Below are 13,413 nucleotides of genomic sequence, written 5' to 3' on the forward strand. Positions count from 1 at the left end.
TGAACGGGGAGGTCGGGGCCTTTCCTTGACTGGGGGCAAGATCCTCTTTAGACTCTTGTACCCCTAAATTTGGCGGGAATTCGTTCCTGCCATTTTGCTTTTCTTGCAAGACAATAGCGTCGCAAGACAACAGTGGAGCTAGTAGATGGCAACTATCAACCAGCTGGTACGTCAGCCGCGTAAGCGTATCGTCGAGAAATCCGACGTGCCTGCGCTGCAGAACTGCCCGCAACGTCGTGGCGTATGCACCCGTGTGTATACCACCACGCCGAAAAAACCTAACTCGGCACTGCGTAAAGTATGCCGTGTGCGTCTGACCAACGGTTTCGAGGTTTCCTCGTACATCGGCGGTGAAGGCCACAACCTGCAAGAGCACAGCGTGGTACTGATCCGCGGCGGTCGTGTAAAAGACTTGCCAGGTGTTCGTTACCACACCGTTCGCGGTTCTTTGGATACTTCCGGCGTTAAAGGTCGTAACCAGGGTCGTTCGAAGTACGGTACCAAGCGTCCGAAGTAATGGTCGCGTGCTGCAAAAACTGATTTCTATTTTTCTGAGTCGATAAGAGTAAGGTCGGAGGCGTCCCGAAAGGGCACCGATTCCGAGCGAACCTGAAGACCGTTTGAGGGCTTATCCATGCCAAGAAGACGCGTAGCAGCCAAGCGCGAAGTGCTTGACGATCCAAAATACGGAAGCCAAATCCTGGCCAAGTTCATGAACCACGTGATGGAGAGCGGCAAGAAAGCCGTTGCCGAGCGTATCGTTTATGGCGCGCTGGAAAAGGTTAAAGAACGCAAGAACAGCGACCCCCTGGAAATCTTCGAGAAAGCTCTCGACGCCATCGCTCCGCTGGTCGAAGTAAAGTCGCGCCGTGTAGGCGGTGCTACTTACCAGGTTCCGGTTGAAGTTCGTCCGTCCCGTCGTAACGCTCTGGCAATGCGCTGGTTGGTAGACTTCGCCCGTAAGCGCGGCGAGAAGTCTATGGCTCTGCGTTTGGCTGGCGAACTGTTGGACGCTGCCGAAGGTAAAGGTGCTGCAGTTAAGAAGCGTGAAGACGTGCACCGTATGGCTGAAGCTAACAAAGCTTTCTCGCACTACCGCTTCTAATTTTAGCGTCACTAATTTTGCGAGGGCTTTATGGCTCGTACTACACCGATTAATCGCTACCGTAACATTGGTATCGTTGCTCACGTGGATGCTGGTAAAACCACCACCACCGAGCGCGTCCTTTTTTACACTGGCAAAAGTCACAAGATGGGCGAGGTGCATGACGGCGCCGCGACCACAGACTGGATGGTTCAGGAGCAGGAGCGTGGTATTACCATTACTTCTGCTGCTATTACCGCCTTCTGGCAGGGTTCTGCGAAGCAGCACAAGGACCAATACCGCTTCAACGTCATCGATACCCCGGGTCACGTAGACTTCACTATTGAAGTTGAGCGTTCCCTGCGTGTGCTCGACGGCGCTGTGGTTGTGTTCTGTGGTACTTCCGGTGTTGAACCTCAGTCCGAAACCGTATGGCGTCAGGCCAACAAGTACGGTGTTCCACGTATCGTTTACGTGAACAAGATGGACCGTGCCGGTGCGAACTTCCTGCGCGTGATCGCTCAGATCAAGCAGCGTCTGGGTCACACTCCGGTGCCAATCCAGTTGGCTATCGGTTCCGAAGACAACTTCCAGGGTCAGATCGATTTGATGACCATGGAAGCGGTTTACTGGAACGATTCCGACAAGGGTATGACTCCGCGTCGCGAAGCTATCCCTGCCGAATTGCAGGAACTGGCTGAAGAGTGGCGCAGCAACATGGTTGAGGCTGCTGCCGAAGCCAGTGAAGAGCTGATGAACAAGTACCTCGAGGGCGAAGAGCTTTCCATCGAGGAAATCAAGGCCGCTCTGCGTCAGCGTACTATCGCTGGTGAGATCGTTCTGGCTGTTTGCGGTTCTTCCTTCAAGAACAAGGGTGTTCCCCTGGTTCTCGACGCCGTTATCGACTACCTGCCTGCACCAACTGACATTCCTGCCATCAAGGGTACTGACCCGGATGACGAGGAAAAGCAGATGGAGCGTCACGCAGACGACAACGAGCCGTTCTCGGCTTTGGCGTTCAAGATCGCTACCGACCCATTCGTGGGTACCTTGACCTTCGTTCGAGTTTACTCGGGCGTGTTGGCCTCCGGCGACGGCGTGATCAACTCGGTTAAAGGCAAGAAAGAGCGCGTGGGTCGTATGGTGCAAATGCACGCAAACGCCCGTGAAGAGATCAAGGAAGTTCGCGCTGGCGACATCGCGGCCCTGATCGGCATGAAGGACGTCACCACTGGTGAGACTCTGTGCAACGCTGACAAGCCAATCATCCTGGTTCGCATGGACTTCCCGGAGCCGGTTATCTCGGTAGCCGTAGAGCCTAAGACCAAGGATGACCAGGAAAAAATGGGTATCGCTCTGGGCAAGCTTGCTCAGGAAGACCCGTCTTTCCGCGTCAAGACTGATGAAGAGACTGGTCAGACGATCATCTCTGGCATGGGCGAGTTGCACCTGGACATCCTGGTTGACCGGATGCGCCGTGAGTTCAACGTCGAAGCCAACATCGGCAAGCCTCAGGTTTCGTACCGTGAGCGCATCACGAAGAGCTGCGAGATTGAAGGCAAGTTCGTTCGCCAGTCCGGCGGTCGTGGCCAGTTCGGTCACTGCTGGATTCGTTTTGCTCCTGCTGACGAAGGTCAGGAAGGTCTGCAATTCCTGAACGAAGTAGTGGGTGGTGTGGTTCCTAAGGAATACATCCCGGCTATCCAGAAGGGTATCGAAGAGCAGATGAAGAACGGCGTTGTTGCCGGCTATCCGCTGATCGGCCTGAAGGCTACCGTGTTTGATGGTTCCTACCACGACGTCGACTCCAACGAGATGGCGTTTAAAGTGGCTGCCTCCATGGCTACCAAGCAACTGGCCCAGAAGGGCGGTGGTGAGTTGCTTGAGCCGATCATGGCGGTAGAGGTTGTTACGCCTGAAGACTATATGGGTGACGTGATGGGCGACCTTAACCGTCGTCGCGGCATGATCCTGGGTATGGAAGACACGGTCTCCGGCAAAGTGATTCGCGCCGAAGTTCCGCTGGGTGAGATGTTCGGTTATGCGACCGACGTCCGCTCCATGTCCCAAGGTCGCGCAAGCTACTCTATGGAATTCAAAAAATACAATACAGCTCCGTCGCATATCGTCGAAACTGTTACCAAAAAACAAGGCTGATTCAGCCCCTTTAGGCTAGGAGTTAATTGTCGTGGCTAAAGAAAAATTTGACCGTACCCTCCCGCACGTCAACGTTGGCACCATCGGTCACGTCGACCACGGTAAAACCACGCTGACCGCTGCTCTGACTCGCGTCTGCTCCGAAGTTTTCGGTTCGGCCGTTGTTGCTTTCGACAAAATCGACAGCGCTCCGGAAGAAAAAGCTCGTGGTATCACCATCAACACCGCGCACGTTGAGTACAACTCTTCGATTCGTCACTACGCTCACGTTGACTGCCCAGGTCACGCTGACTACGTGAAGAACATGATCACTGGTGCTGCCCAGATGGACGGCGCGATCCTGGTTTGCTCGGCCGCTGATGGTCCGATGCCACAAACCCGTGAGCACATCCTGCTGTCCCGTCAGGTAGGCGTACCGTACATCGTTGTCTTCCTGAACAAGGCTGACATGGTTGACGACGCTGAGCTGCTGGAACTGGTTGAGATGGAAGTGCGCGATCTGCTGAGCACTTACGACTTCCCGGGCGACGACACTCCGATCATCATCGGTTCGGCTCTGATGGCTCTGAACGGTCAAGACGACAACGAGATGGGCACCACTGCCGTCAAGAAGTTGGTTGAAACTCTGGACAGCTACATCCCGGATCCGGTCCGTGTTATCGACAAGCCGTTCCTGATGCCAATCGAAGACGTATTCTCGATCTCCGGTCGCGGTACTGTTGTAACTGGCCGTATCGAGCGCGGTATCGTCAAGGTTCAGGATCCACTGGAAATCGTTGGTCTGCGTGAGACTACCGTCACCACCTGCACCGGTGTTGAAATGTTCCGTAAGCTGCTCGACGAAGGTCGTGCTGGCGAGAACTGCGGCGTTCTGCTGCGTGGTACCAAGCGTGACGACGTTGAGCGTGGCCAGGTTCTGGTTAAGCCAGGTTCGGTCAAGCCGCACACCAAGTTCGAAGCTGAAGTCTACGTTCTGAGCAAGGAAGAAGGCGGTCGTCACACTCCGTTCTTCAAAGGCTACCGTCCACAGTTCTACTTCCGTACTACTGACGTGACTGGTAACTGCGAACTGCCAGAAGGCGTTGAAATGGTAATGCCGGGCGACAACATCAAAATGGTTGTCACCCTGATCAAGACCATCGCAATGGAAGACGGTCTGCGTTTCGCTATCCGTGAAGGCGGTCGTACCGTCGGCGCTGGCGTCGTAGCCAAAATCATCGAGTAAGCTCTTTTTGAGTAAGCTTCGATGAATTGAAAAAGCCCCCGCTTAGCGGGGGCTTTTTTATTGGGTTGACACCTATATGGGGCGTCTATAGAATTGCGCCTCCTTTTAACGGGCGTATTGCGCTCGGTGGGAATAGCAGCCGGAGTCTGAAATCCAATGCAAAATCAGCAAATCCGTATCAGGTTGAAGGCTTTTGACCATCGCCTGATCGACCAATCCACCCAGGAAATCGTGGAAACCGCGAAACGTACTGGTGCTCAAGTGCGTGGTCCAATTCCACTGCCTACCCGTAAAGAGCGGTTCACCGTTCTGGTCTCCCCGCACGTCAACAAAGACGCGCGTGACCAGTACGAGATCCGTACTCATAAGCGCGTTCTGGACATCGTCCAGCCAACGGATAAAACCGTTGATGCACTTATGAAGCTTGATCTTGCGGCCGGTGTGGAAGTGCAGATCAGCCTCGGCTAAGACTCGGTCTTGGTCGTGTAACGCTCTGAAATGGGCGGCCATAGCGGGTGAAAGCCCCGTACACTCATGAGGTTTACAACATGACTATTGGTGTAGTCGGTCGTAAATGCGGTATGACCCGTATTTTCACCGAAGAAGGTGTCTCCATTCCGGTCACGGTCATTGAGATCGAGCCGAATCGCGTCACCCAGTTCAAAACTGAAGAGACCGATGGCTATCGTGCAGTGCAAGTCACTGTAGGCGAGCGTCGTGCTTCGCGTGTTACAGCTGCTCAAGCTGGTCACTTCGCTAAAGCGAACGTTGCCGCTGGTCGTACCGTAATGGAATTCCGTCTTGAAGAAGGCGAGTACCAGGCCGGCGATCTGATCAACGCTGAAATCTTCGCTGCTGGTCAACTGGTTGATGTAACCGGTCAGTCCAAAGGTAAAGGCTTCCAGGGTACGATCAAGCGTTGGAACTTCCGCGGGCAAGATAATACCCACGGTAACTCCGTGTCCCACCGCGTTCCAGGCTCTATCGGCCAGTGCCAGACTCCTGGTCGTGTATTCAAGGGCAAAAAAATGTCCGGTCATATGGGCGCTGAGCGCGTGACCGTGCAGTCCCTCGAAGTAGTGCGCGTGGACGCTGAACGCAATCTGTTGTTGGTCAAGGGTGCTGTTCCTGGCGCTACTGGCGGCAACTTGGTTGTACGTCCAGCAGCCAAGGCTCGCGGTTAAGGGGAAGCTGACATGCAATTAAATGTAAATGACGCTCAAGCGATCGAAGTTTCCGAACTGACATTTGGCGGCGAATTCAACGAGACGCTGGTTCACCAAGCAGTCGTGGCCTACATGGCTGGCGGCCGTCAAGGTAGCAAGCAGCAAAAAACCCGTTCCGACGTTCGTGGTGGCGGTAAGCGCCCATGGCGTCAGAAAGGTACTGGCCGTGCTCGTGCCGGTACTATCCGTAGCCCAATCTGGCGTGGCGGCGGTACCACTTTTGCAGCTCGTCCTCAGGATCACACCCAGAAGCTGAACAAGAAGATGTATCGCGCAGCAATGCGTTCCATCCTTGCTGAGCTGGTGCGTACTGATCGTCTGGTTGTGGTTCAGGACTTCGCTGTTGATGCACCGAAGACCAAAGACCTGCTGAGCAAACTGACCGGCATGGGCCTGACTGACGTCTTGATCGTGTCTGAAGTGGTTGATCAGAACCTGTACCTGGCTGCTCGCAACCTGCCACACGTTGATGTACGTGACGTGCAAGGTTCCGATCCAGTTAGTCTGATCGCATACGACAAGGTGTTGATCACCGTGTCGGCCGTGAAGAAATTCGAGGAGCTGCTGGGATGAACCAGGAACGCGTATTTAAAGTTCTGCTCGGCCCGCACGTTTCCGAGAAGGCTACGGTTCTGGCTGACAAGAAAGGCCAGTTCGTTTTCAAGGTTGCAACTGATGCAACCAAGCTGGAAATCAAGAAGGCCGTCGAAAGCCTGTTCAGCGTGAAAGTAGAGCGTGTTACTACCCTGAATGTTCTGGGTAAGAGCAAGCGCACTGCTCGCGGTCTGGGCAAGCGTAATGACTGGAAGAAGGCAGTTATCTCCCTTCAGCCAGGCCAAGATCTCGATTTCAGCAGCAGTGCTGAGTAAGGAAGGGGTGCATCATGGCAATCGTTAAATGCAAACCGACTTCCCCTGGCCGCCGTTTTGTGGTCAAGGTGGTCAACCAGGAGCTGCATAAAGGCGCTCCTCACGCACCGCTGCTCGAGAAAAAATCGAAGACTGGTGGTCGTAACAACAATGGTCGCATTACCACTCGTCACGTCGGTGGTGGCCACAAGCAGCATTATCGTCTGGTCGATTTCCGTCGCAACGACAAAGATGGCATCTCTGCCACTGTCGAGCGTATTGAATACGATCCAAACCGTACTGCTCACATCGCTCTGCTGCTGTACGCAGATGGCGAGCGTCGCTACATCATCGCCCCTAAAGGCGTGAGTGCTGGTGACCAGCTGATCGCAGGTGCTTTGGCGCCGATCAAGCCGGGCAACGCTCTGCAACTGCGTAACATTCCAGTTGGTAGCACCGTACACGGCATCGAATTGAAGCCAGGTAAAGGCGCGCAAATCGCTCGTTCTGCTGGTGCTTCGGCTCAGCTGATCGCTCGTGAAGGTGTCTACGTGACCCTGCGTCTGCGTTCTGGTGAGATGCGTAAAGTGCTGGCTGAATGCCGTGCGACCCTGGGTGAGGTCTCGAACTCCGAGCACAGCCTGCGTTCGCTGGGTAAAGCTGGTGCCAAACGCTGGCGTGGCGTTCGCCCAACCGTTCGTGGTGTTGCCATGAACCCGGTTGACCACCCACATGGTGGTGGTGAAGGTCGTACCTCTGGTGGTCGTCATCCGGTATCGCCATGGGGCTTCCCGACTAAGGGCGCGAAGACTCGTGGTAATAAGCGTACCGACAAAATGATCGTCCGTCGTCGCAAGTAAATAGAGGGATACGACAGTGCCACGTTCTCTGAAAAAAGGTCCTTTTATCGATCTTCACCTACTGAAGAAGATCGAAGTGGCGGCGGAAAAGAACGATCGCAAACCAGTTAAGACCTGGTCGCGTCGTTCCATGATCCTGCCACAAATGGTCGGTCTGACCATCGCAGTACACAACGGTCGTCAACACGTCCCAGTTCTCGTTAACGAAGACATGGTCGGCCACAAACTGGGCGAGTTCGCCGGTACCCGCACTTATCGTGGGCACGTGGCAGACAAGAAAGCCAAGCGTTAAGGGGTTAGGAAATGGAAGTAGCCGCTAAGTTGTCGGGCGCTCGAATCTCCGCCCAGAAAGCCCGCTTGGTCGCCGACCAGATCCGCGGGAAGAAGGTGGGCGAAGCGCTCAACCTGTTGGCTTTCAGCAGTAAGAAAGCCGCCGAGATCATGAAGAAAGTGCTGGAGTCGGCCGTAGCCAACGCCGAGCATAACGAAGGCGCAGACGTTGATGACCTGAAGGTCAGCACCGTTTTCGTCAACGAAGGGCGTTCGCTGAAGCGCATCATGCCACGCGCCAAAGGCCGTGCTGATCGCATCGTCAAGCGGTCTTGCCATATCACTGTCAAGGTTGCTGACAAGTAACGGAGTCGAAGAGATGGGTCAGAAAGTACATCCCATTGGCATTCGCCTGGGAATCGTCAAGGAGCACACCTCCGTCTGGTACGCAGACGGTCGGACTTATGCGGACTATTTGTTCGCTGATCTGAAGGTGCGTGAATATCTCCAAGACAAACTAAAAAGCGCGTCCGTAAGCCGTATCGATATCCATCGTCCGGCTCAGACTGCACGCATCACCATCCACACCGCTCGTCCAGGTATCGTTATCGGGAAGAAAGGTGAAGATGTTGAGAAGCTGCGTCAGGACCTGACCAAGCAAATGGGTGTGCCTGTGCACATCAATATCGAAGAGATCCGTAAGCCGGAGCTCGACGGTATGCTGGTTGCGCAGAGCGTAGCTCAGCAGCTGGAGCGTCGCGTAATGTTCCGTCGCGCTATGAAGCGCGCTGTTCAGAACGCCATGCGCATTGGTGCCAAAGGCATCAAAATCCAAGTGAGCGGTCGTCTCGGCGGTGCTGAAATCGCACGTACTGAATGGTATCGCGAAGGTCGTGTGCCACTGCACACCCTGCGTGCCGACATCGACTATGCCAACTACGAAGCTCACACCACTTATGGTGTGATCGGTGTAAAGGTTTGGATCTTCAAAGGCGAAGTAATTGGTGGTCGCCAAGAAGAACTGAAACCACAAGCACCAGCGCCTCGTAAAAAAGCTGCTAAGTAAGGGGTACGCCAAATGTTGCAACCAAAGCGTACGAAGTTCCGCAAGCAGATGACAGGCCACAACCGTGGTCTGGCTCAGCGCGGTAGCAAAGTCAGCTTCGGCGAGTTCGCGCTGAAGTCTGTAGCTCGTGGTCGTCTCACCGCTCGTCAGATCGAGTCAGCGCGTCGTGCTCTGACCCGTCACGTTAAACGTGGCGGCAAGATCTGGATCCGTGTATTCCCGGACAAGCCTATTTCCAAAAAGCCACTCGAAGTTCGGATGGGTAAAGGTAAGGGTAGTGTGGAGTACTGGGTTGCCCAGATTCAGCCAGGCAAAGTCCTGTATGAAATCGAGGGTGTTTCTGAAGAGCTGGCGCGTGAGGCTTTTGCCCTGGCTGCTGCAAAGCTGCCGCTCGCCACCGCCTTTGTTAAACGGACGGTGATGTGATGAAAGCGAATGAACTTCGTGAAAAATCCGCACAGCAGCTGAACGAGCAACTGCTCGGCTTGCTGCGCGACCAGTTCAATCTGCGTATGCAGAAAGCAACTGGCCAGTTGGGGCAGTCTCATCTGCTCTCGCAAGTTAAGCGTGACATCGCTCGCGTGAAGACTGTGCTCAACCAGCAGGCAGGTAAGTAATCATGGCTGAAGCCGAAAAAACTGTCCGTACGCTGACTGGCCGTGTTGTCAGCGACAAGATGGACAAAACCATCACCGTTCTGATCGAGCGTCGCGTTAAGCACCCGATCTACGGTAAATACGTTAAGCGTTCGACTAAGCTGCACGCGCACGACGAAACCAATCAGTGCCACATCGGCGACAAAGTCACTATTCGTGAAACTCGTCCTTTGGCCAAGACCAAGTCTTGGGCGCTGGTTGATGTTCTCGAACGCGCTGTGGAAGTCTAAGGACTAGGGGTCGGAGAAATTATATGATTCAGACTCAATCCATGCTCGATGTGGCCGATAACAGCGGCGCTCGCCGTGTTATGTGCATCAAGGTGCTGGGTGGCTCCCATCGTCGTTACGCTGGTATCGGTGACATCATCAAAGTTACCGTGAAGGAAGCAATTCCTCGCGGTAAGGTGAAAAAAGGCCAAGTGATGACTGCTGTTGTGGTCCGCACTCGTCACGGTGTTCGCCGTGCTGATGGCTCCATTATCCGCTTTGATGGCAACGCTGCTGTTCTTCTGAACAACAAGCAAGAGCCGATCGGCACCCGTATCTTTGGGCCAGTGACCCGTGAACTTCGTACTGAGAAGTTCATGAAGATCGTCTCGCTCGCCCCAGAAGTGCTGTAAGGAGATCCGACATGCAAAAGATTCGTCGTGACGACGAGATCATCGTGATCGCCGGCAAAGACAAAGGTAAGCGCGGTAAGGTGCTTAAGGTTCTCGCTGACAACCGTCTGGTTGTTGGTGGTCTGAACCTGGTCAAGCGTCATACCAAGCCTAACCCGATGTCGGGCGTACAAGGCGGTATCGTCGAGAAAGAAGCGCCACTGCACGCTTCCAACGTTGCCATTTTCAACGGCGAAACCAACAAGGCTGATCGCGTTGGTTTTAAAGTAGAAGACGGCAAGAAAATTCGTGTCTTCAAGTCGACCCAAAAAGCGGTTGATGCTTGAACACTGCTAGGTAGAAGACCATGGCACGACTAAAAGAGATTTACTGGAAGGAAATCGCACCGAAGCTTAAGGAAGAACTTAAGCTTTCGAACGTGATGGAAGTTCCACGCGTTACAAAAATCACCCTGAACATGGGTCTGGGCGAAGCGGTCGGTGACAAAAAAGTCATCGAGCACGCTGTTGCCGACCTGGAAAAGATCACCGGTCAGAAAGTCGTTGTGACTTACGCTCGGAAATCCATCGCTGGCTTTAAAGTCCGTGAAGGTTGGCCGATTGGCGTCAAAGTGACTCTGCGCCGTGAGCGTATGTATGAGTTCCTGGATCGTCTGCTGTCGATCTCCCTGCCTCGGGTTCGCGACTTCCGCGGCCTGAATGCCAAGTCCTTCGATGGTCGTGGTAACTACAGCATGGGCGTTAAAGAGCAGATCATCTTCCCGGAAATCGACTACGACAAGATCGATGCTCTCCGCGGTCTGGACATTACCCTGACCACCACTGCCAAGAACGATGATGAAGGTCGCGCTCTGTTGCGCGCTTTCAAATTCCCGTTCCGCAACTGATTGGAGTAGGAAAATGGCCAAGATGAGCATGAAAAACCGCGAGCTGAAGCGTCAGCTCACGGTTGCCAAGTACGCCAAGAAGCGTGCAGCACTGAAAGCTATCATCGTTGATCTGAACGCAAGTCCAGAAGCACGTTGGGAAGCTACAGTAGCTCTGCAGAAGCAGCCACGTGACGCAAGCGCTTCGCGCATGCGTAACCGCTGCCGCTTGACCGGTCGTCCACACGGCGTTTACCGCAAGTTCGGCCTCGGCCGTAACAAGCTGCGTGAAGCTGCGATGCGTGGTGACGTGCCTGGTCTGGTTAAAGCCAGCTGGTAAGCACTGTCAAAGTCTCGGTGTTCGGGGTCGCAAGATCCTGACCATCGGTGACCTTGAACTTGAATCAAGCCCCTATTGGGGCTTGATTCATTTGTGGGGTGTGTCTAGAATACCCGGCTCGCCTGAGCCCGTGCTTTTTTTGCGCGGATGTACTCGGCGACACGTAGTAGCCGCAAGGCTAATTTTTTGTGTATTAGGAGCGTCTAGCCCATGAGTATGCAGGACCCGTTAGCGGACATGCTAACTCGAATCCGTAATGCCCAGATGGCTGAAAAGTCCGTCGTAAGCATGCCATCTTCTACTTTGAAGGTAGCTGTTGCCAAAGTCCTGAAGGACGAAGGTTACATTGCGGATTATCAGATCAGCAGCGAAATCAAGCCACTGCTGTCCATCGAGCTGAAGTACTTCGAAGGCCGTCCGGTCATCGAGGAAGTGAAGCGCGTTAGCCGTCCAGGCCTGCGTCAGTACAAGTCCGTCGATGATCTGCCAAAAGTTCGTGGCGGTCTCGGTGTGTCTATCGTCTCCACCAACAAGGGTGTGATGACGGATCGTGCTGCGCGCGCTGCCGGTGTCGGCGGCGAAGTTCTTTGCACTGTGTTCTAAGGGGGGATAAGCATGTCACGCGTCGCTAAGAACCCCGTTAAGCTGCCAGCCGGTGTCGAAGTCAAATTCGCAGGCCAACAGCTTTCGGTGAAGGGTGCCAAGGGCACTCTCGAACTGAACATCCATTCGTCCGTTGAGATCGTTGAAGAAGCTGGTGAGCTGCGTTTCGCTGCTCGCAATGGCGATCAACAAACTCGCGCAATGGCTGGTACCACTCGTGCGTTGGTTAACAACATGGTCCAAGGCGTAAGCCAAGGCTTCGAGCGCAAGCTCCAGCTGGTCGGTGTTGGTTACAAAGCGCAAGCAAAAGGCACAGTGCTGAACCTGGCTCTTGGCTTCTCGCACCCAGTGGATTATGAACTGCCGGAAGGCATCACCGCTGAGACTCCTAGCCAGACCGATATCCTGATCAAGGGCATCGATAAGCAGCTGGTAGGTCAAGTGGCCGCCGAGATCCGCGACTTCCGTCCACCAGAGCCGTACAAAGGCAAAGGTGTGCGCTACGCGGACGAAGTCGTCCGTCGTAAAGAAGCCAAGAAGAAGTAGGGCATAGCAAATGACCGACAAAAAAGTTACTCGACTGCGTCGCGCTCGCAAAGCACGCCTGAAAATGCACGAACTCGAAGTCGTGCGTCTCTGCGTGTTCCGCTCGTCGCAGCACATCTACGCCCAGGTCATTTCGGCCGACGGCAACAAAGTCCTGGCAAGTGCCTCGACTTTGGATAAAGAACTGCGTGATGGCGCCACTGGCAACATCGACGCGGCCACTAAGGTTGGCCAGCTGGTCGCTACGCGTGCTAAAGCCGCTGGCGTCTCGCAGGTGGCTTTCGACCGCTCTGGCTTCAAGTACCACGGCCGCGTCAAGGCGCTGGCTGATGCTGCTCGTGAAGCTGGGCTGGAGTTCTAAGTTATGTCAAATAACGACCAAAAGCGCGACGAAGGCTACATCGAGAAGCTGGTTCAAGTTAACCGCGTAGCCAAAACCGTTAAAGGCGGCCGTATCTTCACTTTCACCGCGTTGACCGTGGTTGGTGATGGTAAAGGGCGTGTTGGCTTCGGCCGTGGCAAGTCGCGTGAAGTGCCTGCTGCGATCCAGAAGGCAATGGAAGCTGCTCGCCGCAACATGATCCAAGTTGATCTGAACGGCACCACTCTGCAGTACGCAATGAAGTCCGCCCATGGCGCTTCGAAGGTGTACATGCAGCCTGCTTCTGAAGGTACCGGTATCATCGCTGGCGGCGCTATGCGTGCTGTCCTCGAAGTTGCTGGCGTTCAGAACGTTCTGGCCAAGTGCTACGGCTCGACTAACCCGGTAAACGTGGTTCACGCCACTTTCAAAGGTTTGAAAGCTATGCAGTCTCCTGAATCCATTGCCGCCAAGCGTGGCAAAAGCGTCAAGGAGATCTTCTGATCATGGCTACCGTTAAAGTTACGCTGATCAAAAGCATGACCGGCCGCATCCCTAACCACAAACTGTGCGTTAAGGGTCTGGGTCTGCGTCGCATCGGTCACACTGTAGAAGTACTTGATACTCCCGAGAATCGCGGGATGATCAACAAGGCTTACTACATGCTGCGTGTCGAGGGTTAAT

General features: G+C 54.4%; 24 protein-coding genes. All 24 read left to right on the forward strand.

Annotation, left to right across the window (positions count from 1 at the left end; genetic code table 11):
* The first annotated feature begins 145 nt into the window (after positions 1 to 145).
* The 24 genes from rpsL to rpmD all read left to right on the forward strand — a co-directional run bounded on the left by rpsL (position 146) and on the right by rpmD (position 13,412).
* On the forward strand, positions 146 to 517 hold the full coding sequence (rpsL, locus tag FHW68_RS25690; RefSeq protein WP_003186084.1) for a 30S ribosomal protein S12: 372 nt from the start codon (positions 146 to 148) through the stop codon (positions 515 to 517).
* Between the two features lie 117 nt (positions 518 to 634).
* Positions 635 to 1,105, forward strand: coding sequence for a 30S ribosomal protein S7 (gene rpsG / locus FHW68_RS25695; protein ID WP_002555493.1), 471 nt, complete (start codon positions 635 to 637; stop codon positions 1,103 to 1,105).
* Between the two features lie 30 nt (positions 1,106 to 1,135).
* Positions 1,136 to 3,241, forward strand: coding sequence for an elongation factor G (gene fusA / locus FHW68_RS25700; protein WP_095630593.1), 2,106 nt, complete (start codon positions 1,136 to 1,138; stop codon positions 3,239 to 3,241).
* A gap of 31 nt (positions 3,242 to 3,272) precedes the next feature.
* Positions 3,273 to 4,466: an elongation factor Tu gene (gene tuf / locus FHW68_RS25705; RefSeq protein ID WP_095630592.1), complete on the forward strand. Its 1,194-nt coding sequence runs from the start codon at positions 3,273 to 3,275 to the stop codon at positions 4,464 to 4,466.
* Positions 4,467 to 4,622: 156 nt separating this feature from the next.
* Positions 4,623 to 4,934, forward strand: coding sequence for a 30S ribosomal protein S10 (rpsJ, locus tag FHW68_RS25710; RefSeq protein ID WP_003186070.1), 312 nt, complete (start codon positions 4,623 to 4,625; stop codon positions 4,932 to 4,934).
* Positions 4,935 to 5,014: 80 nt separating this feature from the next.
* Positions 5,015 to 5,650, forward strand: coding sequence for a 50S ribosomal protein L3 (gene rplC / locus FHW68_RS25715; protein WP_003186059.1), 636 nt, complete (start codon positions 5,015 to 5,017; stop codon positions 5,648 to 5,650).
* Positions 5,651 to 5,662: 12 nt separating this feature from the next.
* A complete protein-coding gene (rplD, locus tag FHW68_RS25720) occupies positions 5,663 to 6,265 on the forward strand; it encodes a 50S ribosomal protein L4 (protein WP_095630591.1) in 603 nt (200 codons plus the stop codon).
* A complete protein-coding gene (rplW, locus tag FHW68_RS25725; protein ID WP_002555488.1) occupies positions 6,262 to 6,561 on the forward strand; it encodes a 50S ribosomal protein L23 in 300 nt (99 codons plus the stop codon). The genes rplD and rplW overlap by 4 nt, the downstream gene beginning before the upstream one ends.
* 14 nt (positions 6,562 to 6,575) lie before the next feature.
* The gene (gene rplB, locus FHW68_RS25730; protein ID WP_095630590.1) at positions 6,576 to 7,400 is read left to right on the forward strand and encodes a 50S ribosomal protein L2; all 825 of its coding nucleotides are present in this window, start codon (positions 6,576 to 6,578) and stop codon (positions 7,398 to 7,400) included.
* Positions 7,401 to 7,416: 16 nt separating this feature from the next.
* The gene (rpsS, locus tag FHW68_RS25735) at positions 7,417 to 7,692 is read left to right on the forward strand and encodes a 30S ribosomal protein S19 (protein ID WP_002555486.1); all 276 of its coding nucleotides are present in this window, start codon (positions 7,417 to 7,419) and stop codon (positions 7,690 to 7,692) included.
* 11 nt (positions 7,693 to 7,703) lie between these two features.
* Entirely contained in the window at positions 7,704 to 8,036 is a 333-nt protein-coding gene (gene rplV, locus FHW68_RS25740; RefSeq protein WP_003103908.1) for a 50S ribosomal protein L22, read from the forward strand.
* A 13-nt stretch (positions 8,037 to 8,049) separates the two neighbouring features.
* Complete coding sequence (gene rpsC / locus FHW68_RS25745) at positions 8,050 to 8,736, forward strand: 30S ribosomal protein S3 (RefSeq protein WP_003176422.1); 687 nt, start codon at positions 8,050 to 8,052, stop codon at positions 8,734 to 8,736.
* A gap of 12 nt (positions 8,737 to 8,748) precedes the next feature.
* Positions 8,749 to 9,162 (forward strand): 50S ribosomal protein L16, encoded by a 414-nt coding sequence (rplP, locus tag FHW68_RS25750; protein ID WP_007896757.1) that lies wholly within the window; start codon positions 8,749 to 8,751, stop codon positions 9,160 to 9,162.
* Positions 9,162 to 9,353: a 50S ribosomal protein L29 gene (rpmC, locus tag FHW68_RS25755; RefSeq protein WP_002555481.1), complete on the forward strand. Its 192-nt coding sequence runs from the start codon at positions 9,162 to 9,164 to the stop codon at positions 9,351 to 9,353. The genes rplP and rpmC overlap by 1 nt, the downstream gene beginning before the upstream one ends.
* Before the next feature lie 2 nt (positions 9,354 to 9,355).
* A complete protein-coding gene (gene rpsQ / locus FHW68_RS25760) occupies positions 9,356 to 9,622 on the forward strand; it encodes a 30S ribosomal protein S17 (protein WP_003176419.1) in 267 nt (88 codons plus the stop codon).
* 23 nt (positions 9,623 to 9,645) lie between these two features.
* On the forward strand, positions 9,646 to 10,014 hold the full coding sequence (gene rplN, locus FHW68_RS25765) for a 50S ribosomal protein L14 (protein WP_002555479.1): 369 nt from the start codon (positions 9,646 to 9,648) through the stop codon (positions 10,012 to 10,014).
* Between the two features lie 11 nt (positions 10,015 to 10,025).
* Positions 10,026 to 10,340, forward strand: a complete 315-nt coding sequence (gene rplX / locus FHW68_RS25770) for a 50S ribosomal protein L24 (RefSeq protein WP_003186046.1) — start codon at positions 10,026 to 10,028, stop codon at positions 10,338 to 10,340.
* A 20-nt stretch (positions 10,341 to 10,360) separates the two neighbouring features.
* Positions 10,361 to 10,900, forward strand: coding sequence for a 50S ribosomal protein L5 (rplE, locus tag FHW68_RS25775; protein WP_003176415.1), 540 nt, complete (start codon positions 10,361 to 10,363; stop codon positions 10,898 to 10,900).
* 13 nt (positions 10,901 to 10,913) lie between these two features.
* Entirely contained in the window at positions 10,914 to 11,219 is a 306-nt protein-coding gene (rpsN, locus tag FHW68_RS25780; protein WP_003176414.1) for a 30S ribosomal protein S14, read from the forward strand.
* A 210-nt stretch (positions 11,220 to 11,429) separates the two neighbouring features.
* Entirely contained in the window at positions 11,430 to 11,822 is a 393-nt protein-coding gene (gene rpsH, locus FHW68_RS25785; protein WP_095630589.1) for a 30S ribosomal protein S8, read from the forward strand.
* 12 nt (positions 11,823 to 11,834) lie between these two features.
* Complete coding sequence (gene rplF, locus FHW68_RS25790; protein ID WP_003176412.1) at positions 11,835 to 12,368, forward strand: 50S ribosomal protein L6; 534 nt, start codon at positions 11,835 to 11,837, stop codon at positions 12,366 to 12,368.
* A 10-nt stretch (positions 12,369 to 12,378) separates the two neighbouring features.
* Positions 12,379 to 12,729 carry a 50S ribosomal protein L18 gene (gene rplR / locus FHW68_RS25795; RefSeq protein ID WP_003186037.1) on the forward strand — a complete coding sequence of 117 codons (351 nt, stop codon included), beginning with the start codon at positions 12,379 to 12,381 and terminating at the stop codon, positions 12,727 to 12,729.
* 3 nt (positions 12,730 to 12,732) lie between these two features.
* Entirely contained in the window at positions 12,733 to 13,233 is a 501-nt protein-coding gene (gene rpsE / locus FHW68_RS25800; protein ID WP_003186035.1) for a 30S ribosomal protein S5, read from the forward strand.
* A gap of 2 nt (positions 13,234 to 13,235) precedes the next feature.
* Entirely contained in the window at positions 13,236 to 13,412 is a 177-nt protein-coding gene (rpmD, locus tag FHW68_RS25805) for a 50S ribosomal protein L30 (RefSeq protein ID WP_003186033.1), read from the forward strand.
* The last annotated feature ends 1 nt before the right edge of the window (position 13,413 follow it).

It is taken from the genome of Pseudomonas sp. Tn43 (genome assembly GCF_014192635.1).
Lineage (GTDB): Bacteria > Pseudomonadota > Gammaproteobacteria > Pseudomonadales > Pseudomonadaceae > Aquipseudomonas.

Coding starts and splice junctions, on each gene's coding strand:
- rpsN (WP_003176414.1), top strand. CDS start 10,914: ATGGCCAAGATGAGCATGAAAAACCGCGAGCTGAAGCGTCAGCTCACG.
- rplW (WP_002555488.1), top strand. CDS start 6,262: ATGAACCAGGAACGCGTATTTAAAGTTCTGCTCGGCCCGCACGTTTCC.
- rplE (WP_003176415.1), top strand. CDS start 10,361: ATGGCACGACTAAAAGAGATTTACTGGAAGGAAATCGCACCGAAGCTT.
- rplN (WP_002555479.1), top strand. CDS start 9,646: ATGATTCAGACTCAATCCATGCTCGATGTGGCCGATAACAGCGGCGCT.
- rplC (WP_003186059.1), top strand. CDS start 5,015: ATGACTATTGGTGTAGTCGGTCGTAAATGCGGTATGACCCGTATTTTC.
- rplD (WP_095630591.1), top strand. CDS start 5,663: ATGCAATTAAATGTAAATGACGCTCAAGCGATCGAAGTTTCCGAACTG.
- rpsC (WP_003176422.1), top strand. CDS start 8,050: ATGGGTCAGAAAGTACATCCCATTGGCATTCGCCTGGGAATCGTCAAG.
- rpsQ (WP_003176419.1), top strand. CDS start 9,356: ATGGCTGAAGCCGAAAAAACTGTCCGTACGCTGACTGGCCGTGTTGTC.
- rplX (WP_003186046.1), top strand. CDS start 10,026: ATGCAAAAGATTCGTCGTGACGACGAGATCATCGTGATCGCCGGCAAA.
- fusA (WP_095630593.1), top strand. CDS start 1,136: ATGGCTCGTACTACACCGATTAATCGCTACCGTAACATTGGTATCGTT.
- rpsE (WP_003186035.1), top strand. CDS start 12,733: ATGTCAAATAACGACCAAAAGCGCGACGAAGGCTACATCGAGAAGCTG.
- rpsJ (WP_003186070.1), top strand. CDS start 4,623: ATGCAAAATCAGCAAATCCGTATCAGGTTGAAGGCTTTTGACCATCGC.
- rpsG (WP_002555493.1), top strand. CDS start 635: ATGCCAAGAAGACGCGTAGCAGCCAAGCGCGAAGTGCTTGACGATCCA.
- rplP (WP_007896757.1), top strand. CDS start 8,749: ATGTTGCAACCAAAGCGTACGAAGTTCCGCAAGCAGATGACAGGCCAC.
- rpmD (WP_003186033.1), top strand. CDS start 13,236: ATGGCTACCGTTAAAGTTACGCTGATCAAAAGCATGACCGGCCGCATC.
- rplF (WP_003176412.1), top strand. CDS start 11,835: ATGTCACGCGTCGCTAAGAACCCCGTTAAGCTGCCAGCCGGTGTCGAA.
- rpsH (WP_095630589.1), top strand. CDS start 11,430: ATGAGTATGCAGGACCCGTTAGCGGACATGCTAACTCGAATCCGTAAT.
- rplR (WP_003186037.1), top strand. CDS start 12,379: ATGACCGACAAAAAAGTTACTCGACTGCGTCGCGCTCGCAAAGCACGC.
- rplV (WP_003103908.1), top strand. CDS start 7,704: ATGGAAGTAGCCGCTAAGTTGTCGGGCGCTCGAATCTCCGCCCAGAAA.
- rplB (WP_095630590.1), top strand. CDS start 6,576: ATGGCAATCGTTAAATGCAAACCGACTTCCCCTGGCCGCCGTTTTGTG.
- rpsL (WP_003186084.1), top strand. CDS start 146: ATGGCAACTATCAACCAGCTGGTACGTCAGCCGCGTAAGCGTATCGTC.
- rpmC (WP_002555481.1), top strand. CDS start 9,162: ATGAAAGCGAATGAACTTCGTGAAAAATCCGCACAGCAGCTGAACGAG.